Here is a 24,339-nt window from a genome sequence, read left to right on the forward strand (position 1 = left end):
ATAATTCAAAAATACATTTTTTATGGTTAGTAAAAACCAAATAAAATTGATTAATAGCCTTCAGCAAAAAAAATACAGAAACGAACACCAACTTTTCATTGCTGAAGGTGTAAAAGTAATTCAAGAATTGCTACAATCAAATATTGTGCTAGAACATTTATTTGCTACTTCTGAAATTTTTTCATCTTTTGATGTTAAAGCAAAAACTGAGGTTTCAACTCAAGAAATGAAAAAAATATCTGCATTAACAACTCCAAGTTCTTGCTTAGCATTGTTTAAAATTCCAAGTCAAAATTCTATTGAAAAATCAGGATTAATTGTTGCACTTGACGATATTCGCGATCCTGGAAATCTTGGGACAATTGTTCGTCTTTGTGATTGGTTTGGAGTAACACAAATAGTTTGTTCAAAGGAAACGGTTGATTTGTATAATCCAAAAGTAGTTCAAGCTACGATGGGTTCAATAGCAAGAGTAAAAGTAAATTATCTGGATTTGAATAAGTTTATTTCAGAAAGTTCATTGCCTGTTTTTGGAACTTTTATGGATGGAAAAAACATTTATAAAGAAGCATTGCCCAATGAAGGAATTATAGTTTTTGGAAATGAAGCTAATGGAATTTCTTCTGAAATTGGAAAAAATATTAAAAAACGAATAGCAATTCCTCAATTTGGTGAAATTCAGGAAACCGAAAGTTTAAATGTTGCCACCGCAACCGCAATTGTTTTGAGTGAATTTCGTAGAAAAAATTAATGAAACGTAAAGTTTATTAAAATTGCTCTTGTTTTCATTGATTGAATATTTCCTGTCCAAGGAGAATTCGGATCATTATCTCGAATTAATTCATCATTAAAGCCAAAAACTCCACGAATTGAAGGCGAAAATTTGAAGTATTCAAAATACAAATCAACTCCAAAACCAAGCTCATAATTTTGAGTCCAAGGTTTTACTCTGAATTTTTGTTGAAGATTATCGTCTTTTGATTTTGAATTACTTGATAGATTTAAAGTAGCTGAAACACCACCAACCAAGTAAGGTCTAACATTTCCAGTTCTTAAAGAAGAAAATTTCAATAATAAAGGAAAGTTGATATAGGTAGCTTTTACTTCTCTAAGTCCATCGCGGTCATTGTCAAATTGCTTATAAGTTAAGGTACGTGAAGCATAATACAATCCTGGTTCAAAACGTAAATCAATATATTCGTGTAAGCGTAAATTTCCAACCAAACCAACATTAAAACCTGTGTTTCCTTTTACATCAATATCTGTATTTGGCGTTTTATAATCTGTTTTAAAATCAAAACTACTGAAACCCAAAAAATAACCCCAATGAACTCGTTGCTTATCAAAATTTTCTAAATTGATAATTGGATCTTTTGAAAAAAGGTTTTTTCCAAATTGCGCTTGCATTTGAAACGATAAACATATAAGAGATAAAAAAAACAGTTTTTTCATTAATAGACTTTCTACAATTCGAATTATTTTTTTGTTGCCGTGTAAATTGTTGCTACTCCAAACGTTTGTGGTAACGCAACACAATCTATAAACGAAACTTTCCGTAAAATATTGTTTAATTTTTCTCCAAATGGAAAATTTGCTGCCGAAGTAGATAAATAACTGTAAGCAGATTTGTCTTTTGAAAAAATCTTTCCAATAACAGGTAAGATAACTTTTGAATAGAAAAAGTAACCTTGTTTGAATGGAAATTTTGTTGGAACTGAAGTTTCTAGAATTACAAAAATGCCTCCAGGTTTTAAAACTCTATATATTTCTGCCAATCCTTTTTCTAAAGTTTCAAAGTTTCTAATTCCGAAAGAAACAGTAATTGCATCAAAATAATTATCTTCATAAGGAATGTTTTCACTATCCGCTTGAATCATTTCTATTTTATCAGAAAGATTTTTTTGTTTGATTTTTTGCTTTCCAATTTCAAGCATTCCAGCCGAAAGATCTAATCCTATTATTTTTTCTGCAGAAGAATCAGACATCATAATTACCAAATCACCTGTTCCTGTAGCAATGTCTAAAATGGTTTTCGGATTTTTATCTGAAACCAATTTAACAACTTTTTTTCTCCATTTGACATCTATACCTAATGAGATGACGCGATTCAATTCATCATAATTTCCAGAAATGTTGTCAAACATTTGGGTAACCTGTTCTTTTTTCCCTAGAGATGAATCTTTATATGGAGTAATTTGCTTAGACATAGATAAATTTTGCACAAATATAAACCCTTTTTAATAAACTTTAATTTTATGTTATCTCTTTCGAGTATAGGTTAAAAAGGTGAAGTCAAATTTGTGTTTTTCATCTTTTGGATGATATTCTTCAGATATTAATTCCCAATTTTTTAAATCTACTTCAGGAAAAAAAGCATCTGCTTCAAAACTATGATGAACTCGAGTAAGTTCTAGTTTGTCTGCAATATCAATAGATTGTTTGTAAATTTCTCCTCCGCCAATGATGAAAATATCTTCGTTTTTTGGACAAATTGCTATAGCATCTGATATTGAATTAACAACAATACAGTTTTCAGGAGCATATTTTTTTTGGCGAGTAATGATTACATGAGTTCTGTTGGGTAATGGTTTAGGAAAACTTTCGAAAGTTTTTCTTCCCATTACTATATAATGTCCAGTTGTAATCAATTTAAATCTTTTAAAATCATCTGGTAAATGCCAAATTAATTGATTGTCTTTCCCAAGTTCGTTGTTTTCGCCAATGGCAGCAATAAGTGTTATCATTCTGTTTTAGGAGAATTTTTTTCTAAATCTGTTTTTAATTTTTCAATTTTTTTTGATTGCATTTCCATCAATTTATCTATTTGAGTTCGCTCCCAATTTTTATTCATAAAAGCATTAGTTATAAATACTTTTATAAAATGTAATAGAAAAAGAAAAATCCAAATTGTTACAGCCCAAATCCACCAATTTTTTTCAGGATAAAATTTGAGCCATTTATTTGCTATAAACAAAAAAATACTTCCAATAATTAATAAAATGAAATGAAAATATAATCGTTTTTTTTGCTTGATACGATTTCTAGCATATTCATAAAGTTCGTGTTGATTGGTTTCCATAAGATGAAATTTGTGCATTAAAGATAGGATTTATTTATAAAAACAGAAATATTCAATTTGATAAATCATATCAAGAAAACGTTTTCTTAATTGAAGATATAAAATTTTATTGCTTGAAAATTACATTATCAATTTTTTATTAGCCTAGTTTTTGTTAATTTCCTAAAAGTGACATTGCTTGTAAAACTTTAAAAAAAATGCCTTTACTTTGCTTCAGTAATCTATAAATGAATTAGTTATGGCTATCAAGAAACAATTTATAAAATCAAAACCTGTTTGTAAAGTTACTTTTTCAATTGAAGCTAAAGAGGCAAATGTTGCTTCTGTAGTTGGTGATTTTAACAACTGGAATCCAAAAGAAGGTGAATTGTCGAAATTAAAAAACGGTACTTTCAAAGGACTTTTTGAAGTTCCTAAAGATGCAACATATGAGTTTAAATATGTTGTTGATGGAAACTTTTTAAATGATCCTGAAGCAGATGGTTATGTATATAACGATTTTGCGGGTGCTGAAAACAGTGTGGTTACTGTATAGTTTTATTGGTTTTAGTAAAAAACCCGCCATGTGTATACTTGGCGGGTTTTTTTATATTGCTACTTCACCTTTAATATGTGGATGTGGATTGTAATCAACTAAAGTAAAATCTTCAAAAGTAAAGTCGAAAATGTTTTTTACTTCTGGGTTTAAAATCATTTTTGGTAACGGTCTAACTTCTCTGGAAAGTTGTAATTCTACTTGTTCAAAATGATTGTTATAAATATGTGCATCACCAAAAGTATGAATGAATTCGCCAACTTGTAAATCACATACTTGTGCAATCATCATTGTGAACAAAGCATAGGATGCAATGTTGAAAGGAACGCCAAGAAAAATATCAGCACTACGTTGATACAATTGACACGATAATTTTCCATTGGCTACATAAAATTGAAAAAAAGCATGACATGGAGGCAAAGCCGCTTTTCCGTTAGCTACATTTTCTGCAAATGATTTTGATGTATCGGGTAAAACAGAAGGATTCCATGCAGAAACTAGCATTCTTCTACTGTTAGGATTATTTTTTAAAGTTTCTATTAGTTCCGTGATTTGGTCAATTTCTTCGCTATTCCAATTACGCCATTGATGACCATAAACTGGACCTAAATCTCCATTTTCATCTGCCCATTCGTCCCAAATTTTAACTCCGTTTTCTTTTAAATAGCTAATATTGGTTTCTCCTTTTAAAAACCACAACAACTCATAAATAATTGATTTTAAATGCAATTTTTTAGTTGTTACCATTGGAAAACCTTCATTCAAGTCAAAACGCATTTGATAACCAAAAACGCTTTTTGTTCCAGTTCCAGTTCTGTCTCCTTTTTGGCAACCGTTTTCTAAAACATGTTGCATTAAATCATGATATTGTTTCATAAATAGTATTGATTATTCATTTTAATTATGATTCTCTTTTTGAAATTTCATCTCTAATTCTTGCCGCTTTTTCATAATCTTCATCTTGTACTGCTGATTCCAATAATGAATGAAGTTCTGATAAACTTAATTTAGAATAACCTTCTTTTGGTTCATTTCCATCATCATCTAGTCCAAATGTTTCAGGACTTGATAAAACTCCTTCATCTTCGGTTTCGCCTTCTGATTCAGAAGGATTATTTAAATAAATTCCAGCTTTATCTAAAATATTTTTATAGGTAAAAATTGGAGCATTAAAACGTAACGCTAATGCAATAGCATCAGATGTTCTAGCATCAATAATTTCTTCAATTTTATCTCTTTCGCAAATTATACTCGAGTAGAAAACGCCATCAACTAATTTATGAATAATAACTTGTTTTACAACAATGTCAAAACGGTCGGCAAAACTTTTAAACAAATCGTGTGTTAAAGGTCTTGGAGGTTTTATTTCTTTTTCAAGTGCTATAGCAATTGATTGGGCTTCAAAAGCTCCAATTACAATAGGTAGTTTTCTTTCTCCGTCAACTTCATTCAAAATCAACGCATAAGCACCATTTTGGGTTTGACTGTATGATATACCTTTTATGGTAAGTTTTACTAAACTCATTTTTATATATTGTGATAGAAAGGGAAATAATTCCCGAATTGCAAAGTAACGAAAAAGATTTGCTACTAAAAAAATAAGCTGCCCAAAAAAAATGGAACAGCTTACTCAGATTAAGGTTAGTTAATCGTTATGAATTTTGAGCTTTAAATTCTTTTAATTTTTGAGTTAATCTTGGTACAATATCGAAAGCATCACCAACAACGCCATAATCAGCGACTTTAAAAAATGGAGCTTCAGCATCAGAATTAATAACCACTTTTACTTTAGAAGAGTTTATTCCGGCAATATGTTGAATTGCACCAGAAATACCTACAGCGATGTATAAATTTGTTGCTACAGGTTTTCCAGTTTGACCAACGTGCTCACTATGTGGACGCCATCCTAAATCAGAAACTGGTTTTGAGCAAGCGGTTGCTGCTCCAAGTACAGAAGCCAATTCTTCAATCATTCCCCAATTTTCAGGACCTTTTAATCCACGACCACCAGAAACAACGATATCTGCATCTGCAATAGTTACTTTTCCAGTTGTTCGATCAACAGATTCTACTTTTACGTTAAAGTCGGCATCATTTAGACTTGGTGAAAAATCTTCTTGACTTGTAGATGAAGCACTTTCAAAAACGCCATAAGAATTTTTGGCTAAGCCAAGAACTTTAACATCCGATTCAATTTCTGTAATTGTAAATGCTTTGTTTGAAAAAGAATTTCTTTTTACTTGAAATGGAGATGTGCTAAGAGGTAAACCAACAACATTTGACGCAAAACCTGCATCTAAACCAACTGCAACAATTGGAGCTAAATATAAACTGTCTGTAGTTGATGAAAGCAAAATAACTTTTGCATTTTCTTTTTGAGCTGCTTGTTTTATAACATCAGCATAAGCTTTTGCGTTAAAGTTTTTTAACTTATCATTAGTTACTTTTAAAACTTTATCTACTCCATATTTAGACAATTCTGAAACATCTCCAGCATTTACAGTAACTGCTGTTACACTTGTTCCTAATGATTCGGCTACCTTTTTTGCATAAGAAGCCAATTCAAAAGCTACTTTTTTGAATTTTCCTTCTACCGATTCTGCATATATTAATAATGACATTTTGTAAATTTTATGTGTTTAAATAAAGATTTTAAATATTAGATAACTTTTGCTTCGTTGTGTAGTAAATTGATTAATTCATCTAAGTTATCTGGAGAAACTAATTTTACAGCCGATTTAGGTGCTGGTTTTTCAAATTTAACCGATTTAGTTTTATTGTCAGCGGCAACGGGTTCTAATACTGTTAAAACTTTTGTTCGAGCAGTCATGATTCCTCTCATGTTTGGGATACGTAAATCTTTTTCTTCTACTAATCCTTTTTGACCACCAATTACCAATGGCAATGAAGTAGAAACAGTTTCTTTTCCTCCATCAATTTCTCTGATTGCTTTCGCCGAATTTCCATCAACTTTTAAATCGATACAAGAGTTAACAAAATTTGCATCTAATAAAGAAGCCAACATTCCTGGGACCATTCCACCATTGTAGTCTAATGATTCTTTTCCGCAAATGATTAAATCATAATTACCATTTTTTGCAACTTCTGCTAATTGTTTTGCAACAAAAAAACCATCGGTTGGAGTTGCATTTACACGAATAGCTTCATTTGCACCAATTGCTAAAGCTTTTCTAAGTGTAGGTTCAGTATCTGCACCACCAACATTTACAACAGTTACATTTGCGCTTTGTTGCTCTTGAAACCAAATTGCTCTTGTTAAACCAAACTCATCATTTGGATTAATTACATATTGTACACCATTTGTGTCAAATTCAGTATCGCCGTTAACAAAATTGATTTTTGAAGTGGTATCCGGAACATGACTGATGCAAACTAATATTTTCATTTTTTTTTGATTAAATTAAAATTTTCTGGACGTAAAAGTATAAAATATATTTCTAATTTTTATATGCATGCATAATATTTTTTTACATTTCAATCGATTTCGTAAGAAGTAAATGGGTTAATTGTTTTACAAACCATAAATTTCCTATTTTTTCAAAGCAATTATAATTGTGTTTGTATTCTTTTATCATTTTTAATTTTTATTTTTGCCTTTCAATTTTTAAGGAAGAACATAATTATATATGAGAACGATACAATTTAGAGAAGCAATTGCTGAAGCGATGAGTGAAGAAATGCGTCGCGATGAATCAGTTTATTTAATGGGTGAAGAAGTTGCCGAATATAATGGTGCTTATAAAGCTTCAAAAGGAATGTTGGACGAATTTGGTCCAAAAAGAGTTATTGATACACCAATTGCTGAACTTGGTTTTGCTGGAATTGCTGTTGGTTCAGCTATGAATGGAAATCGTCCGATTGTAGAATATATGACGTTCAACTTTTCATTGGTTGGTATCGACCAAATTATAAACAACGCTGCGAAAATGCGTCAAATGTCTGCGGGTCAATTCCCAATGCCAATGGTTTTTCGTGGTCCAACGGCTTCTGCAGGACAATTAGGAGCAACACACTCACAAGCTTTCGAAAATTGGTTTGCTAACACACCAGGTTTAAAAGTTGTTGTGCCATCAACACCTTATGATGCTAAAGGTTTATTAAAGGCTGCCATTCGCGATAATGATCCAGTTATTTTTATGGAATCAGAACAAATGTATGGTGATAAAGGTGAAGTGCCTGATGGAGAATATATTTTGCCGTTAGGAGTTGCAGATATCAAAAGAGAAGGAACAGATGTTACTATAGTATCTTTTGGAAAAATAATAAAGGAAGCGTTTATAGCTGCAGATGAATTGGAGAAAGAAGGCATTTCATGTGAAATAATCGATTTAAGAACTGTTCGTCCGATGGATTATGATGCAATTATAAATTCTGTTAAAAAAACAAATAGATTAGTAGTTTTAGAAGAAGCTTGGCCTTTTGCGAGTGTTGCTTCTGAAATTACCTATATGGTTCAAGAACGTGCCTTTGATTATCTTGATGCACCAGTTCAAAGAATTACTACAGCTGATACGCCTGCGCCATATTCGCCAACACTTTTAAAAGAGTGGTTGCCTAACGCAGAAGATGTTATTAAAGCTGTGAAAAAAGTAACTTACAAATAATATAAATTTATCTATATTTGAAACTTCATTACACCAACCGTAATGAAGTTTTTTTTTGCCATGAAGAAATTATACTATCTATTCCTTTTTTTAATCGGTGTTTTTAATTTTATTTCAGCACAAACCAAAGTCAGTGGAAAAGTGGTTGATAATACGAATCAACCTATTCCTTACGCAAATATTGTTTTTAAAGGAAGTAATATTGGTGTAGTTTCTAATGAAGATGGAAAGTTTTATATTGAATCAGATCAAAATTATAAAACACTTCTTGTTTCTTTTGTTGGTTTTCCAACTAAAGAAGTTACTCTTCCAAAACAAATCAACTATAATTTTATTGTTACCTTAAGTGAAGGTCAAAACTTGAAAGAAGTAGTTGTTTACGCTGGTAAAACATCAAAGAAAAACAATCCTGCGTTAGATATCTTGAGAAAAATTTGGGAAAGAAGAAGAAAAAATGGGTTGAAAATGTTCAAACAATACCAATACAGTAAGTATGAAAAAGTAGAGTTTGACATGAATACTATTGACAGTGCAATGATGAAAAGCAAGCTCTTCAAAGGTTTGGAATTTGTTTTCAAAAATGTGGATACTTCAAGAGTTACAGGAAAAACATATTTGCCAATTTTCATCAATGAATCACTTTCGGATGTTTATGGTGATAATGTTGCAGGAAAAAGCAAAGAGATTTTGAAAGCTAATAAAAATTCAGGTTTAGGAAATGGTGATGGTGTAAACACATTTATTAAAGACTTATACAATGACTTTGATATTTATGATAATTATCTGTATTTCTTTGATAAAAGTTTTACGAGTCCATTGTCTAGAACAGGAATTGACGTGTACAATTATGTTCTTGCCGATACAGCTTTTATAGATAACAAATGGTGTTACAATATTGTTTTCTACCCAAGAAGAAAAGGTGAGTTGACTTTTAAAGGAGATTTTTGGGTAAATGATACCACTTTTGCTATTAAGAAAATAAACATGGCAGTTACTAAAAGCGCCAATATTAACTGGGTAAAAGATATTTATGTTGAGCAAGAGTTTGAAGTTTTGAATGACTCTATTTTTCTTCCAACACGTGATTACATGATGACCGATTTTGCTTTACGCAAAAAAGAGGAGTCAAAAGGTATTTATGGAAAACGTACTACTTTGTATCAAGATTTTAAATTTGACCAAAAGAAGCCTGATAGTTTCTACAAAGAAGAAGTAAATTATATTGATAATTCTGTTTACAATAAAGATGATGATTTTTGGAGAGAAAATCGTTTTGAAAGACTCAATAAAGATGAAGAAGGAATTTATAAAATGCTTGACACATTAAAAACAGTCAAGAAATTCAAAAGAATGTATAATCTGGTTTCCATTTTAGGAAGTGGTTATATTGAAATGAATAATTTTGATTATGGACCAATTTTCTCCACTTTTGGATATAATGAAGTAGAAGGTGTTCGTCTTCGTGTTGGTGGAAGAACTTATTTTGGGCCAAATGATACATGGCGTTTACAAGGTTATACTGCTTATGGATTTGAAGATAATAAATTTAAATATGGTCTTTCAGGAAAATGGATGGTTGATAAAAAGAAGCGTTTAATACTTTCTGGAGGAAATAGGCGGGATGTAGAACAAATAGGCGCAAGTTTAACCACTACAAATGATGTTCTAGGCAGGAGTTATGCTTCGTCAGGACTCTTTACCACAGGTTCTAATGGTAAGTTGACCAATATAAATTTATCTACTATTGCAGCAGAAATTGAACCAGTTAAGAATTTAACATTCCAACTTGGGTTTTCGTATCGAACTTTAGAATCTGCATCTGAAACTTTTAGCTTAGATTATTATACAGACAATACATTAACTGACATCAAAAGTGAAGTAAAGCAGTCAGAACTTAATTTCCAAATTGAGTTTACTCCTAAGCGTAAAACTATTGGTTATGGTGTTGAACGTAGAGAAGTAGATAGTCCATATAGTCGCTTTTTTGTAAATTATAGTTCAGGTTTTAAAGGATTATTTGATAGTGATTTTGACTATCAAAAGTTACAGCTTTATTATCGTCAACCTATTATAATTGGAGCTCTTGGTCATTCAAATTTAACTATGGAGTTAGGTAAAACTTTTGGGCAAATTCCATTAGGTTTGATGAGTGTTGTACCTGGTAACCAAACCTATTTTATTATTAAGAACACATTTAGTAACTTAAATTTCTATGAGTTTGTGACTGATGAGTATGCTACTTTTCAATGGGAACACAATTTTAATGGAAAGATTTTTGCTAGATTTCCTTATTTGAGAAAATTAAACCTTCGCGAAATTATTGGTCTTCGTGGTGTTTATGGAAAAATTTCAGATGAAAATAGAGCAATTAATGCTTCTGGGTTAACTTATGTTGCTCCCGAAAAACCTTATTGGGAATACAGCGCAGGAATTGGAAATATTTTCAAAGTATTTCGAATAGATTTCGCTTGGCGTGCAAATTATAGAAATTTACCAGACACTAATAATTTTACAGTCAAAGGTTCATTTGGATTTTATTTTTAATGAAAATTGCATTAGAATATTTAACATCTAAAGACAAAATTCTTGCTGAAATAATTGAAAATTTTGGAGACCCAATTATCCAAAAAAGAGAAGAAGGTTTTGCGTCAATGTGCCATATTATTTTAGAGCAACAGGTTTCTATTGCTTCAGCAAAAGCTTGTTATGAAAAAATTTCAAATCATTTTGGAAAAGTTACTCCAATATCTATCAACAATGCTACTGAAGATGAATTAAGAAAATGTGGAGTTTCAAGGCAAAAAATAATTTACCTCAAACATTTAGCAAAAAAAGTCATTGACAACCAAATCAATTTTGAATCTTTTGCTTCAAAATCGGAAGACGAAATAAGAGCTGAGCTAATTAAATTAAAAGGCATTGGTAATTGGAGTATAGAAGTTTATCTAATGTTTTGTTTGCAAACTCCCGATATCATTCCACTTGGCGACATTGCCATCAAAAATACACTGAAAGAATTATATAACTGTAAAACTAAAGAGGAAATGGAAGTGATTTCAAATTCTTGGAAACCTTACAGAACTTTGGCTTCCTTCATTGTTTGGCATTATTATCTAAAAAAGAGAAATAGAATTTAATTTATTTTTAAATAACCATTTATCAAATAGCCAATTTTTGTTTATTAAAATAAAGCAAAAAAGACATGTCAGCGAATATATAGCATTAAACCTAAATCCTGTATAAATATAAGCTGACATCAAAGTTTGTCCAATAAAGATTGACAAAACAACTAAAAACACCTTGTCAGATAAGTTTTCTATGTTAAACTTTTTAAACTGAAAAATCCTTTTAAACATCTGGATGAATAATATAAGGTAAAATATTCTAAACACGATTGATAAATTTTCAAAAAAGCCTGGTTTTGGTTTTTCTGGAAATGGATTGAAATTAGATTTAATTTTTATTAAAATTATTTTTAATTTTTCGGTCATCGAAATACTGTTAATAAAATTTAGAGTTCCTTCTTTATAAAGTTTGCTTCGCTCCAAAACAGGGATTGTATTAGGGATTATTTTTTTTTCAGTTTTTATATATTTTAAATTCATTTCTTCTTCAGCTAAATCGCCTTCTACATTAGTGAAGTCTGAAATTATTTTTTCGTTCCAGCCTTTCGAAAAAGTCGCTCCTTGAGAAGCTGTTAGGTAAAAACCTTGATTGAAAAGAGTTTGATTTCGAATTGGCCATAAAACAGATAATAAAACAAATAGTAATCCATGCAAAATGCTTACTTTAAAGTTGTATTGTAGATTTATAAGACAATAAACACCCATAATGGATGCTACAAAAAATGCTGAAACAGGATGACAAAGTATAATAATCGATGAAAGGATAGGAATATAAATCGAAAACCTTTTTTCTTTTTTCAGATTTAAAAACAAAATGGATAAAAACAAAATTAGCAGTGCACTTAAACTTTCTGAAAAAAAGGTTAAAGAATATTTTAAATACTGAGGTTCAATATACAATAATAATAGTGGACTTAAATAGAACCATTTTATTTTTAGTTTCTTTTTAAAATAAATTAAAATTGAAGTTAAAAATATAAACTCAAAAATTATTTTAATCAATAAAATAGAAAAAGGGTTTTGCGATAAATAAAAAAAAGTTGATAAAACTAACGGCCAAATAGGTGGTCGCCAAGTAGCACTTTCATTTGGAATGTTTGAAAAGTCATCAGAATAAGTATTGAATTCAAAGATATTTTTAGCAATCATATAATAGTGACTTGGGTCACCTTTTTGATATATCTTTTCGCCTTCGTAGTCTGAAATAGATAGATTTGTATATAAAAAATACCCTTTAATAAGAAGGATTAGAAATAAAAAGATTGTAAAAAAAACAGACTTTTTAAGCTTCATAATTATTTAAATACTTTATATTTTAATATGCAATAAATAGCTCTAAATCCATCTTTCCAACCTATTTTTTTCCCTTCTTCAAATGTTCTGCCATAATAACTTATGCCAACTTCATAAATTCTAATTTTGGGAATTTTTGAAATTTTTGCAGTGACTTCAGGTTCAAAACCAAATCTTTTTTCTTTTAAATCTAATGATTTTATTATTTCAGCTCTAAACATTTTGTAACATGTTTCCATATCCGTTAGATTAAGGTTTGTCATCATGTTACTTAAAAAAGTCAAGAACTTATTTCCGATACTATGCCAAAAAAACAAAATCCTATGAGGATTACCACCCATAAATCTACTTCCGTAAACCACATCTGCAACACCGTCTAAAATAGGTTTTAGTAATATGTTATATTCATTTGGATCATATTCTAAATCTGCATCTTGAATGATAATTATATCGCCGTTTGCATATTTAATTCCAGTGTGTAATGCAGCACCTTTGCCTAAATTTTTTTTATGCTCAACAAAATTTATATTTAAGACGGGGTTACTTATGCGATAATTATTTACGGCAAAAGAAGTATTATCAGAACTAAAATCATTAACTATAATTATTTCTTTCTCTAAATCATTAATTAATGAAACAGTTTTAATTTTGTCTAATATTTCATGAATAGTGTTTCCTTCGTTATAAGCAGGAATGATAATCGAAAGTTTTTTAGGTTCCATTAATTAATAATTATTTCTCAAAAATAACTCTTTTGTTTTAGCATGCAATATTATTTATAAATTAAAGATAATGCATTTTCAAATGCCATTAATTCAATATTCCTCAAATTATATTGTTTTTTTCTGTTAAAGTTTTGTTACTTTTGCACCCGATAAAATTTATAACCAAAATTATATTTATGGAATCAATGATGATTTATGTGCCAATAGTTATGGCGTTGATTGGATTAGTTTTTATGGCTGTTAAAAGGTCTTGGGTTTTAAAACAAGATGCTGGTGATGGTAAGATGAAAGAAATCTCAGATTACATCTACGAAGGTGCATTGGCTTTCTTGAAAGCAGAATACAGATTATTGGCAGTTTTTGTTCTTATAGCAAGTGCTGTATTAGCTGGAATTACTTTCTTACCAGGTGTTAAAACACATATGTTAATCGTAATTGCTTTTATTTTTGGTGCTATATTCTCGGCTTTGGCAGGAAATATGGGTATGAAAATAGCAACTAAAACTAACGTAAGAACTACTCAAGCAGCTCGTACTAGTTTACCACAAGCTTTAAAAGTTTCTTTTGGTGGTGGAACAGTAATGGGATTAGGTGTTGCTGGACTTGCGGTTTTAGGATTAACTACTTTCTTTATAATTTTCTTTCATGTATTTATGGGTGGAGTTTGGACAGATACTGAAGGAATGACTGTTGTTCTTGAAACTCTTGCAGGTTTTTCTCTTGGAGCAGAATCAATCGCATTGTTTGCGCGTGTTGGTGGTGGTATTTATACAAAAGCTGCTGACGTAGGTGCCGATTTAGTTGGTAAAGTTGAAGCTGGTATTCCAGAAGATGATCCAAGAAATCCTGCTACAATTGCTGACAATGTTGGTGACAATGTTGGAGACGTTGCTGGAATGGGTGCCGATTTGTTTGGTTCTTATGTAGCAACTGTACTTGCAGCTATGGTTTTGGGTAACTATGTTATCAAAGATATGGGCGGAAAAATTGAAGACGCTTTTGGAGGAATTGGTCCAATTTTATTGCCAATGGCAATTGCTGGTTTCGGAATTTTATTTTCTATTATAGGTACAATGCTAGTTAAAATTTCTAGCGATGATGCTAAAGAAAAACAAGTTCAAGGTGCATTAAACGTTGGTAACTGGGTTTCTATTATCCTAACAGCTATTTCTTGTTTCTTCTTAGTACAATATTTATTGCCTGCAACAATGACTATGGAATTCTATGGTGAAGGCGCACAACAAATTTCTTCAATGAGAGTGTTTTATGCAACTATCGTAGGTTTAGTAGTTGGTGGTGTTATTTCATCGGTTACAGAATATTACACAGGTTTAGGAACAAAACCAGTTTTGGCTATCGTACAAAAATCTTCTACTGGTGCAGGAACTAACGTTATTGCTGGTTTAGCAACAGGTATGATTTCTACGTTCCCAACCGTATTATTATTTGCTGGTGCAATTTGGGCTTCTTATGCATTTGCTGGTTTCTATGGTGTGGCTTTAGCAGCTTCTGCTATGATGGCTACAACGGCTATGCAATTAGCTATCGATGCTTTCGGACCAATCTCTGATAACGCTGGAGGAATTGCTGAAATGAGCGAATTACCAAAAGAAGTTCGTACGCGTACCGATATTTTAGATTCAGTAGGTAATACTACTGCTGCTACTGGTAAAGGTTTTGCTATTGCTTCTGCAGCGCTTACTTCGTTAGCATTATTTGCTGCTTATGTAACCTTTACAGGAATTGATGGAATCAATATTTTCAAAGCTCCAGTTTTAGCCATGTTATTTATTGGTGGTATGATTCCAGTTGTATTCTCTGCTCTTGCAATGAATTCAGTTGGTAAAGCAGCAATGGATATGGTATATGAAGTGCGTCGTCAGTTCAAAGAAATTCCAGGTATTATGGAAGGAACTGGAAAACCTCAATATGGTAAATGTGTTGAAATTTCTACTAAAGCAGCTTTACGCGAAATGATGTTGCCAGGAGTTTTAACTATTGGTTTCCCAATTGCTATTGTTCTTTTAGGCAAATTAGTATATGCAGATAACAACCAGTTAATCGCTGAAATGTTAGGTGGATATATGGCTGGAGTTACCGTTTCAGGTGTACTTTGGGCTGTGTTCCAAAACAATGCTGGTGGTGCTTGGGATAACGCTAAAAAATCATTCGAAGCTGGTGTAGAAATCAATGGTGAAATGACATATAAAGGTTCAGATGCTCACAAAGCAGCGGTAACTGGAGATACAGTTGGTGATCCATTTAAAGATACTTCTGGTCCATCGATGAACATCTTAATCAAATTAACTTGTTTAATTGGTTTAGTAATCGCTCCAATCTTGGGTGCTGGTCATTCTGATGCTGCAATGGCTTCTTGTTGTGTGGCAAACGAAAAATGTGCTACCATGAGCAAAGAAGAATGTGCCAAAATGGGATGTACTGAAATGACCGTTTGTAACTCTATGTCAAAAGAAGAGTGTATGGAAAAAGGATGTACAAGCACAACTTGTAAATTCATGAATCCTGAAGCTGCAATGATGGTTAAAGAAGTTTCTAAAGAAGTAAAAATTGAAAAAACTAACGAAAACGGAAAAGTTACTGCTAAAGTAACCACTGTTATCGATGGCAAAGAAGAAGTTCAAAACTTTGAAGGAACTGAAGAAGAAGTTCAAGCAAAAATTGATGCTTTAAAATAAAATATAAGTTCTTTTTCAAGAATATAAAAGCTCCGCAAATGCGGAGCTTTTTTTATGATAAATCAATCTAATAGCTAAATAGTAGACATTTATAATTAAATAGTTCCTATTCATTAGTCAAGCTTACATATTTACAATAGAAGAGTTCGGTTTCATAGTTAAAGGTTAGACATTTATAGTTGAATGTCCCACTTTCATTAGTGAAGATTAGATATTTATTAATGAATATTACAAATTCATATATGAAACCCAGACATTCATTAGTGAATCCTACAAGTTTTTCTTTGAATATTACAAATTCATTAGTGAATCCTACAAATTCATTTATAAATGTCACGCATTCATAATTGAATCCTACACATTTATCTATGAATATTACAAGTTCATTTATGAAACCTACAGATTCATTAATCAATCTAAAATTTTAGCATTAAAAACTCTAAACGTGTTTTCCTTTTTCCCAACCCGTTTTTCCTAAGTAGTGTTCGGCACTTTCAATTGCGCCTTGTTCTATAGTGGTTCCCATAGAATCATTCCAACGGTTGAGGTAGCCAAAAAGCGAAATAACACCTAGCATTTCTACAATTTCGCCTTCGTTCCAATATTTGTAAAGTTCTGATTTAATGTTTTCATCTACGTTGTTTGGAATTACTGAAGCAGCCAAAGCAAAGTTCAAAGCAGCACGTTCAGCTTCAGAAAAAGCAGGATGTGATGCATATTCCCAAATATTATCCAGTTGTTCTTGGTCGGCGCCGTAGCGTTCCGCAGCACGAATGGTATGCGCTTGACAATACCTGCAACCAGCGGCATTACTAGAAACCCAACCAATCATGCGTTTCAATGCTGAGGTAACACGTCCTTGGTTTTCCATCACGGCTTTATTTAAATTAATAAACGCTTTGGAAATCGCAGGACGATGTTGCATCGTCAATACTGAATTGGGACAAAAACCTAAGGTTTCGTTGAAAAATGCAGCGAGTTCTTGGGTTTCTTTATCGTGTTCTGGCGAAAGTGGTTTAACTAATGGCATGGCTATAAATTAAAAAGTCATTACTTTTTGGTAATGACTTGTGGTTTTTGTTTTATTTACTAAAATAATCCGTTTATTTCGGCGTCAATTCTATTGATAACCGTTCCTAAATCTTCTTGACTATTCACGAAATCAATATCATCAACATCGATAATTAATAATTTCCCTTTGTCATAGGAATGTATCCAGGCTTCATAGCGTTCGTTCAAACGACTCAGATAGTCAATTGAAATGGTATTTTCATACTCACGACCACGTTTATGAATTTGCCCAACTAAATTTGGGATAGAACTTCTTAAATAAATCAATAAATCAGGTGGACCAACAAGGTTTTCCATCAAATCAAACAATGATGAATAGTTTTGAAAATCACGATTGGTCATCAATCCCATTGCATGAAGGTTTGGTGCAAAAATATGCGCATCTTCATAGATGGTTCTGTCCTGAATAATGTTTTTACCGCTTTCGCGTATTTGTAGTATCTGACGAAAACGACTGTTCAAGAAATAAATTTGCAAATTGAAACTCCAACGTTCCATTTGGTGATAAAAATCATCTAAATAAGGATTGTCAACCACATCTTCAAAATGTGGTTCCCATTTAAAATGTTTTGCTAATGACCTTGTGAGAGTGGTTTTTCCTGCGCCTATGTTTCCTGCAATCGCTATATGCATTATGGTAGTTTTATTTTATAGTTTTTAATTTGTTGGTCGGTAAAAATAGCTAAATTTTGGTCTTTATAATAGAAACTTTGAAAGGAGTTCTCAACAATTTCTATTTCAATTATTGATTTTTTAGCATAATTCAATAAATATAATTTATGATTTACTGAAAAAAGAATTCTTTCGTTATCAATGATTTGAATTTTATCGTAGGCAGGAACCGTGCAATGCAAATTAGTTTTTCCAAAAATGTCAATGGAGTAAAAGTGATTCAAATCATCAATCCAATAAAAATTATTGTAGTCAGATTGTGTGTTTTTTATTGTTCCTTGAAACGGAATAGGAAATTCTGTAAATGCAATTTTTTTGTAATCAAACAATCCTATTTTTTGATTGATGGAATTGTAGAACCAAAGTTGATTTCTTGCCGATAAACCGGTATTTGAAATAACGGTTGAATTGTTTATTGAAGAAAAATTTATTTTTTGTATTTCGTTTAATTGATTATCAAGAAGTAGAACTGTGTTGAATTGTTCATAGAAAAGCACTATTTGTAGTGGATTGATTATGTCAACAGAAGAAATTTTGCCCAAGGCTACATTTTTATATTGCCACAATTGCGATTTAGATTTTTTGTAAAATACATTGTCTTTTATAAAATAAAAATCACCCAATGTATCAAACCCAACATAGGTATTACAAACTATCTTATTTGAACCCATAAGAGTAGTGCTAAGTTTTTGAGAAAACCCAATAGTACTTAGTAACAATACTAAAAAAAAAGTGATTTTTTTAATCATACTGCTAATTTACATTAAACCTTTTGAAAAAGAAATGGTCAAAAATATTTTTTAACAATATATTGGTAACACTTTGCCGATTCTTTCGTCATATTTGTTATTCTAAATAAAACCAAACACATGAAAAATTTAGCATTACTTATTTTCTCTTTATTTTCTCTGATATCATTTGCTCAGAAAGATTTTCAAGGTATGGCAGTGTACGAATCAAAAACTAGTACATCTGATTTTAAATCAAGAATGGAAGGCAACAAAGAGATAACTCCTGAGATGCAAAAAATGATAGAAGAACGTATGAAGAAAATGTTTGAAAAAACATTTATACTAAATTTTGACAAATCAGCTTCAATTTATAAAGAGGAAGAAAAACTTGATGCTCCAAATCAAGGTGGCGGTATGCGATTTATGTCTTCTATGATGGGCGGTGGCGGAACCTATTATAAAAATGTAAAAGAAAAAACATATACCGTTGATAAAGAATTTATGGGCAAGGAATTTTTGGTTAAAGATTCATTGCCACAGTTAAATTGGAAAATGGAAGCTGAAACAAGAGTTATTGGAGGTTATAATTGTTTCAAAGCTACAGCTGTAGTTCCTGCAAGTAAATCGGATTTCAGAAATTTTAGAATGAAAAATAGAGGCGAAAAGAAAGAAGGAGAGAAAAAAGAAGAAACTGCTAAAGAAGAAAAAGAAGGAGAAAAGAAAACAAACTTCTTAGAAGAATTAGATATGCCTAAAGAAATCACTATCACTGCTTGGTATACGCCAGAAATTCCAGTTAATCAAGGACCAGAAAGCTATTGGGGATTACCAGGTTTGATACTGGAAGTAAATGATGGAAAGACCGTTATTCTTTGTTCTAAAATTGTATTGAATTCTAAAGAAAAAGTAGAAATAAAAGCACCTAAGAACGGAAAAGTAGTAACCCAAAAAGAGTATGACGAAACCGTAATGAAGAAAATGGAAGAAATGAGTGAGATGAATAATGGAAGAGGCGGATTTCAAATGAGAATGAGCAGGTAATATTGTTATAGTATAAAAATTATATGAAAAAAATTATTTTAGTACTGATAACTTTAGTTTCGGTAAGCTCTTTTTCTCAAAATGTCCGTTTTGAAGGAATCATACAAGACACCAATAAACAGCCATTAGAAATGGCAAACATTATGGCATTGAATCAGGCAACAAAAGCAATGGATGCCTATGCTATTACAAACGATAAAGGAAAATTTGTTTTGAATCTTAAAGCTAATTCAACCTATACCGTTAAATTGAGTTATCTAGGTATGCAAAACAAAGAGATAACTGTCAACACATTAAGTGAAAATATTTCTCAAAATATCACTATGGAAAGTGGTGGAATTGATCTTGAAGGAGTAGAAATTGTTCGTGAAATGCCAGTTTCAATAAAAGGTGATACTATTGTTTACAATGCAGATTCTTTTAAAAATGGAACCGAAAGAAAACTAGAAGATGTACTGAAAAAATTGCCTGGTGTTGAAGTTAATGCTGATGGTGAAGTAGAAGTTGAAGGGAAAAAAGTTTCAAAGTTGATGGTTGAAGGAAAAGATTTCTTTGATGGCGATACAAAACTTGGTGTAAAAAACATTCCAGCTGATGCGATTGATAAAGTTCAGGTATTGAGAAATTATAATGAGAATTCTATCTTAAAAGGAGTGGAAAACAATCAGGATAATTTGGCTATGAATATCAAACTAAAAGATGGAAAGAAAAACTTTTGGTTTGGTGATGTTACTGCTGGTGGCGGAATGGATGATGAAAACAAATTTGACCGTTTTATAATCAACCCGAAGCTTTTTTATTATAATCCAAAATACAGCATCAACTTAATCACAAATTTTAATAATATTGGTGAGTTGCCGCTAACTATTCAAGATTATTTTAAATTCACAGGCGGATTTAGAAGCATGATGTCTAAAGGCGGTTCTAGTTTTAATGTGCTTAGTAATGATTTAGGATTAGCTGTTCTAAGAAACAATAGAGCTAAAGAAATTGACACTAAATTTGGAGCTACAAATTTTTCATATAATCCATCAAAAAAATGGACTTTGAGTGGTTTTGGTATTCTTTCTTCTTCAATTACAGATGTTGAAACAGTTACAAACACCAATTATTTAAAGCCAAATTCCACCGAAGTTGCTTCAACAGAAAACAGAAATCAAATAGCACATCAAGATAGCAATTTGGGATTAGTAAAGTTAAGTTCTCTTTATAAACCAAATGCTAATTTTCAAATGGATTATGATATTTTGAGTAAGTTTTCTAAGCAAGATGAAAATAATTCATTGTTAAGAGAAGTCATTGATGAAGATAATAATACTAGCACAGAAAATATTTTAAGCAATAAAAAGCAGAACCCATTTACGATCAATCAAAACTTAAGTTTTTATTATACGCCGAGTTCAAAACATGTTTTTGCTTTTGAGTCACAACATTTGTATCAGGAAGAAGATCCATTTTACAATGCCAATTTACAATCCCTACCATTTAATTTGTCGGGATATATATCAGGACAAAACAGAAACAATATTAATCAAGACCGTTTTGTAAAGACTAATAAATTGGACACAAAATTGGATTATTACTATATGATTACACCAAAAAGCAATATTAATGTTACTTTAGGTAATACGTATTCGTATCAAAGTTTCAATTCAAGAATTTTCCAAATATTAGACAACGAAGATGTAAATAATTTGGATGATGCTGAAAACACTAATGATGTTAATTATAAATTTGATGATGCTTTTCTTGGTTTGCATTATAAAATATTAACAGGTAAGTTTACATTGACGCCAGGATTTAGTATTCATAATTATTCTTTAAATAATACACAATTAGGAAGCAGTTATAAGCAAAATTTTGGTAGAATATTGCCAGACTTCTTAGCTATTTATCAAATTAAGAAAGCTGAATCGTTAACTTATAATTTTTCATACAATAATAACTTTACCGACATTAATCGTTTAGCTGAAGGATTTGTGTTAAATAATTACAATAGCTTAACGAAAGGAAACAGAACGATTGAAAATTCAATTCAACAATCACATTCGTTGCGTTATTTTAAATATAATATGTTCAATTTTGAAAATATTTCTGCATTTATCAATTACAACAAAACGGTTGATGCTGTTAAGAATAGAGCTTTGTTTAACAATGTAAACCAAATATCTTCTCCAATTAATTCTGCCTTTGCTGACGAAAGTATTTCTGGTAATTTACGTTATGGACGTTCATTCTTTAAATATTATAAAGCTTCAATTAGTGCAACACTAAATTGGTCAAAGTTCAACAATATTCAGGTTGACAGAGTAACTTTCCAAGATGTTTTAGTAACCAATGAAAGTTTTACGCAAAATTATAATGTTAGTGCTTCTACAAATTTCAAAAACTTTCCTAATTTAGAATTAGGTTATGGATATTCGGTAAATCAGTATCCAAATGACACTTTTTATACTGATAGACCAAACGCTAAGCTAGAATACTTTTTCTTAAAAAGCTTTTCTTTTGTTAGTGAATACGAATATTATCATTATTACAACAAAGACAAAACCGTTGAGAATGAATATGATTTTTTATCGGCAAGCTTGATTTTCCAAAAAACAAAAGACAGTCATTTTGAGTATAAAGTAAGTGTAACCAATTTATTGAACACAAAAGCTTTAAAAGACAATAGTTTTTCGCAGTTTTCAACCAGTGATTCGCAATATACGATTCAACCACGATACTTAATATTTACTTTGAAATATAATTTATAAAATAAAAAACCACGCTTAATAGCGTGGTTTTTTTATAATTAACTATTTGGTCTTTTATAATCCAAAAGCTGTTTTTATTTTGTCTACAAAATCTAATTTTTCCCAAGTAAATAACTCAACTATTACAGTTTTTGGCGCACCATTTGGTAATTGGAACGTTTTAGAAACCGTTTCAGGTTTTCTTCCCATATGTCCATAAGCAGCAGTTTCACTATAAATTGGGTTTCTTAATTTTAAACGTTGCTCAATAAAATATGGACGCATATCAAAAATAGTTTCAACAACTTTAGAAATTTCACCATCAGTCATATTCACTTTTGCAGTTCCATATGTATTTACGTTGATAGAAGTTGGTTTAGCTACACCAATAGCGTACGAAACTTGAACTAAAATTTCATCACACAATCCAGCAGCAACTAAATTTTTAGCAATATGACGTGTAGCATAAGCTGCAGAACGGTCAACTTTACTAGGATCTTTTCCAGAAAAAGCACCACCACCATGAGCACCTTTTCCACCATAAGTATCAACAATAATTTTTCTTCCTGTTAAACCTGTATCACCATGCGGTCCACCAATCACAAATTTCCCAGTTGGATTGATATGATATGTAATATCATCATTAAATAAATGTGCATATTGAGGATATTTTGCTTTAACTCTTGGAATCAAAATTGACACTAAATCACTTTTGATTTTAGCTAACATAGTTGGTTCATCAGCAAAATCATCATGTTGAGTAGAAATTACAATAGCATCAATTCTAACAGGTTTGTTATCGTCAGAATACTCTAGAGTTACTTGCGATTTTGCGTCTGGGCGCAGGTATTTAATTTCGTTATTTTCTCTTCTGATAGCGGCTAATTCAATCAATAATGCATGCGATAAATCTAACGCCAAAGGCATGTAATTTTCGGTTTCATTTGTAGCATATCCAAACATCATTCCTTGATCGCCAGCGCCTTGTTCTTCTTTGCTTGCTCTGTCAACACCTTGATTAATATCTGCAGATTGTTCGTGAATTGCTGAAAGTACTCCACAAGAATCTGCTTCAAACATGTATTCACTTTTTGTATAACCAATTTTGCGAATAACTTCTCTCGCAATTTGTTGAACATCAAGATAAGTAGTTGATTTTACTTCACCAGCTAAAATTACTTGACCAGTAGTTACTAAAGTTTCACAAGCCACTTTTGAATCAGCATCAAACGCTAAAAAATTATCAATTAATGCATCACTAATTTGATCAGCAACTTTATCAGGATGTCCTTCACTAACTGACTCCGACGTAAATAAATAAGCCATAAATAACTATATTTTTAGTTTAATATTATTGTTAAATGAAGAAAAAAGTGGATTGCCAACAAAGCTAAAGGAGAGTTTCTGCTTTAGCATTTTTTAACGAGGTTGCAATCAGTTCAAATTTCTCCTCTTTATTTTTTCGATTGCAAATGTATAAAGACTATTTAGAATAAGAAAAACAATTTTACTTTTTTTATTTTATTTATGAAATTTTCAAAAATCTAAATACGTAGTATTTAAATATATATAATCAACTTTTAAATGTTAAATTTTCATTTTTTGTTTGGTCAATTAAAAAATAGTTCAGAAGTTTGCCTCAGTAAAAATAAAGAAAAATGAATTTCACAATGTGCCATATGTGTCGTATGATGTCGGAAACCTCCGCAGAGAACACTATTGCATAATTTTAAATTCTTAAAATATATTCAATGAAACCTCTGCCAACAGCAGAGGTTTTTTTATTTAATTCAAATTTAAAAAAACAACAAAAAATGAAAGTAACAGCAAAGAATATGATGATGTCAAACATGATGATGCACATGATGTGTTGTCGTATGGACATATGCTGTTACCAAAAGCGGAAGACTTAATCGTAGTTATATCTATATTCTAAAGTCCTTTTGGTAAGCCATCCAAAAGGACTTTTTTTATTTCTAAATTTTTTAAATCAATTATAAATAATCTAAAA

General features: G+C 31.0%; 22 protein-coding genes. 8 read left to right on the forward strand and 14 right to left on the reverse strand.

Annotation, left to right across the window (positions count from 1 at the left end; translation table 11 throughout):
* Positions 1-22 precede the first annotated feature (22 nt).
* The gene (locus tag RN605_RS11945; protein ID WP_313325081.1) at positions 23-751 is read left to right on the forward strand and encodes a TrmH family RNA methyltransferase; all 729 of its coding nucleotides are present in this window, start codon (positions 23-25) and stop codon (positions 749-751) included.
* On the opposite strand, the gene porT is transcribed toward RN605_RS11945, so the two are convergent.
* The 4 genes from porT to RN605_RS11965 are packed head-to-tail and all read right to left on the reverse strand — an operon-like array spanning position 748 to position 3,079.
* Positions 748-1,452, reverse strand: coding sequence for a type IX secretion/gliding motility protein PorT/SprT (gene porT / locus RN605_RS11950; RefSeq protein ID WP_313325083.1), 705 nt, complete (start codon positions 1,450-1,452; stop codon positions 748-750). The genes RN605_RS11945 and porT overlap by 4 nt on opposite strands.
* Positions 1,453-1,475: 23 nt before the next feature.
* The gene (ubiE, locus tag RN605_RS11955) at positions 1,476-2,207 is read right to left on the reverse strand and encodes a bifunctional demethylmenaquinone methyltransferase/2-methoxy-6-polyprenyl-1,4-benzoquinol methylase UbiE (protein ID WP_313325085.1); all 732 of its coding nucleotides are present in this window, start codon (positions 2,205-2,207) and stop codon (positions 1,476-1,478) included.
* Between the two features lie 51 nt (positions 2,208-2,258).
* The gene (locus RN605_RS11960) at positions 2,259-2,744 is read right to left on the reverse strand and encodes a dihydrofolate reductase (RefSeq protein WP_313325087.1); all 486 of its coding nucleotides are present in this window, start codon (positions 2,742-2,744) and stop codon (positions 2,259-2,261) included.
* Entirely contained in the window at positions 2,741-3,079 is a 339-nt protein-coding gene (locus tag RN605_RS11965) for a 2TM domain-containing protein (protein ID WP_313325088.1), read from the reverse strand. Before RN605_RS11965 ends, RN605_RS11960 begins: the two co-directional genes overlap by 4 nt.
* Positions 3,080-3,317: 238 nt before the next feature.
* Between RN605_RS11965 and RN605_RS11970 the strand changes: the two genes are divergently transcribed.
* The gene (locus RN605_RS11970) at positions 3,318-3,614 is read left to right on the forward strand and encodes an isoamylase early set domain-containing protein (RefSeq protein WP_313325089.1); all 297 of its coding nucleotides are present in this window, start codon (positions 3,318-3,320) and stop codon (positions 3,612-3,614) included.
* Positions 3,615-3,665: 51 nt separating this feature from the next.
* Here RN605_RS11970 and RN605_RS11975 read toward each other — a convergent pair whose 3' ends face one another.
* From RN605_RS11975 to RN605_RS11990, 4 genes are all read right to left on the reverse strand, one after another.
* Complete coding sequence (locus RN605_RS11975; protein ID WP_313325091.1) at positions 3,666-4,490, reverse strand: thymidylate synthase; 825 nt, start codon at positions 4,488-4,490, stop codon at positions 3,666-3,668.
* Between the two features lie 25 nt (positions 4,491-4,515).
* Positions 4,516-5,139 (reverse strand): bifunctional nuclease family protein, encoded by a 624-nt coding sequence (locus tag RN605_RS11980; RefSeq protein WP_313325092.1) that lies wholly within the window; start codon positions 5,137-5,139, stop codon positions 4,516-4,518.
* Positions 5,140-5,266: 127 nt separating this feature from the next.
* Positions 5,267-6,235, reverse strand: coding sequence for an electron transfer flavoprotein subunit alpha/FixB family protein (locus tag RN605_RS11985; protein ID WP_313325093.1), 969 nt, complete (start codon positions 6,233-6,235; stop codon positions 5,267-5,269).
* A 38-nt stretch (positions 6,236-6,273) separates the two neighbouring features.
* A complete protein-coding gene (locus RN605_RS11990) occupies positions 6,274-7,020 on the reverse strand; it encodes an electron transfer flavoprotein subunit beta/FixA family protein (protein ID WP_313325095.1) in 747 nt (248 codons plus the stop codon).
* A 241-nt stretch (positions 7,021-7,261) separates the two neighbouring features.
* Here RN605_RS11990 and RN605_RS11995 point away from each other — a divergent pair, with 241 nt between their 5' ends.
* From RN605_RS11995 to RN605_RS12005, 3 genes are read left to right on the forward strand one after another with little or no spacing between them, the layout of a single operon-like run.
* On the forward strand, positions 7,262-8,239 hold the full coding sequence (locus RN605_RS11995) for a pyruvate dehydrogenase complex E1 component subunit beta (protein WP_313325096.1): 978 nt from the start codon (positions 7,262-7,264) through the stop codon (positions 8,237-8,239).
* A gap of 60 nt (positions 8,240-8,299) precedes the next feature.
* Complete coding sequence (locus RN605_RS12000; protein ID WP_313325841.1) at positions 8,300-10,783, forward strand: DUF5686 and carboxypeptidase-like regulatory domain-containing protein; 2,484 nt, start codon at positions 8,300-8,302, stop codon at positions 10,781-10,783.
* Entirely contained in the window at positions 10,783-11,376 is a 594-nt protein-coding gene (locus RN605_RS12005) for a DNA-3-methyladenine glycosylase family protein (protein WP_313325098.1), read from the forward strand. Before RN605_RS12000 ends, RN605_RS12005 begins: the two co-directional genes overlap by 1 nt.
* Here RN605_RS12005 and RN605_RS12010 read toward each other — a convergent pair.
* Both RN605_RS12010 and RN605_RS12015 read right to left on the reverse strand, forming a co-directional pair.
* Positions 11,353-12,657: a hypothetical protein gene (locus RN605_RS12010; RefSeq protein ID WP_313325099.1), complete on the reverse strand. Its 1,305-nt coding sequence runs from the start codon at positions 12,655-12,657 to the stop codon at positions 11,353-11,355. The genes RN605_RS12005 and RN605_RS12010 overlap by 24 nt on opposite strands.
* A 2-nt stretch (positions 12,658-12,659) precedes the next feature.
* Entirely contained in the window at positions 12,660-13,379 is a 720-nt protein-coding gene (locus RN605_RS12015) for a glycosyltransferase family 2 protein (RefSeq protein ID WP_313325101.1), read from the reverse strand.
* Between the two features lie 179 nt (positions 13,380-13,558).
* On the opposite strand from RN605_RS12015, the gene RN605_RS12020 reads away from it, so the two are divergent.
* Positions 13,559-16,078 (forward strand): sodium-translocating pyrophosphatase, encoded by a 2,520-nt coding sequence (locus RN605_RS12020; RefSeq protein WP_313325102.1) that lies wholly within the window; start codon positions 13,559-13,561, stop codon positions 16,076-16,078.
* A gap of 439 nt (positions 16,079-16,517) precedes the next feature.
* Here RN605_RS12020 and RN605_RS12025 read toward each other — a convergent pair whose 3' ends face one another.
* From RN605_RS12025 to RN605_RS12035, 3 genes are read right to left on the reverse strand one after another with little or no spacing between them, the layout of a single operon-like run.
* Positions 16,518-17,108: a carboxymuconolactone decarboxylase family protein gene (locus RN605_RS12025; RefSeq protein WP_313325103.1), complete on the reverse strand. Its 591-nt coding sequence runs from the start codon at positions 17,106-17,108 to the stop codon at positions 16,518-16,520.
* Positions 17,109-17,167: 59 nt separating this feature from the next.
* The gene (locus RN605_RS12030) at positions 17,168-17,782 is read right to left on the reverse strand and encodes a deoxynucleoside kinase (RefSeq protein WP_313325105.1); all 615 of its coding nucleotides are present in this window, start codon (positions 17,780-17,782) and stop codon (positions 17,168-17,170) included.
* The gene (locus tag RN605_RS12035) at positions 17,782-18,570 is read right to left on the reverse strand and encodes a hypothetical protein (protein ID WP_313325107.1); all 789 of its coding nucleotides are present in this window, start codon (positions 18,568-18,570) and stop codon (positions 17,782-17,784) included. The genes RN605_RS12030 and RN605_RS12035 overlap by 1 nt, the downstream gene beginning before the upstream one ends.
* Before the next feature lie 120 nt (positions 18,571-18,690).
* Between RN605_RS12035 and RN605_RS12040 the strand changes: the two genes are divergently transcribed.
* Both RN605_RS12040 and RN605_RS12045 read left to right on the forward strand, forming a co-directional pair.
* Entirely contained in the window at positions 18,691-19,593 is a 903-nt protein-coding gene (locus RN605_RS12040) for a GLPGLI family protein (protein ID WP_313325108.1), read from the forward strand.
* Between the two features lie 23 nt (positions 19,594-19,616).
* A complete protein-coding gene (locus RN605_RS12045) occupies positions 19,617-22,349 on the forward strand; it encodes a carboxypeptidase-like regulatory domain-containing protein (RefSeq protein ID WP_313325109.1) in 2,733 nt (910 codons plus the stop codon).
* Between the two features lie 54 nt (positions 22,350-22,403).
* Here the strand turns inward: RN605_RS12045 and metK are convergent, their stop codons facing one another.
* Positions 22,404-23,654 (reverse strand): methionine adenosyltransferase, encoded by a 1,251-nt coding sequence (gene metK / locus RN605_RS12050; RefSeq protein ID WP_313325110.1) that lies wholly within the window; start codon positions 23,652-23,654, stop codon positions 22,404-22,406.
* Positions 23,655-24,339: the final 685 nt, after the last annotated feature.

The sequence above is a fragment of the Flavobacterium sp. PMTSA4 genome (assembly GCF_032098525.1).
GTDB lineage: Bacteria > Bacteroidota > Bacteroidia > Flavobacteriales > Flavobacteriaceae > Flavobacterium > Flavobacterium capsici.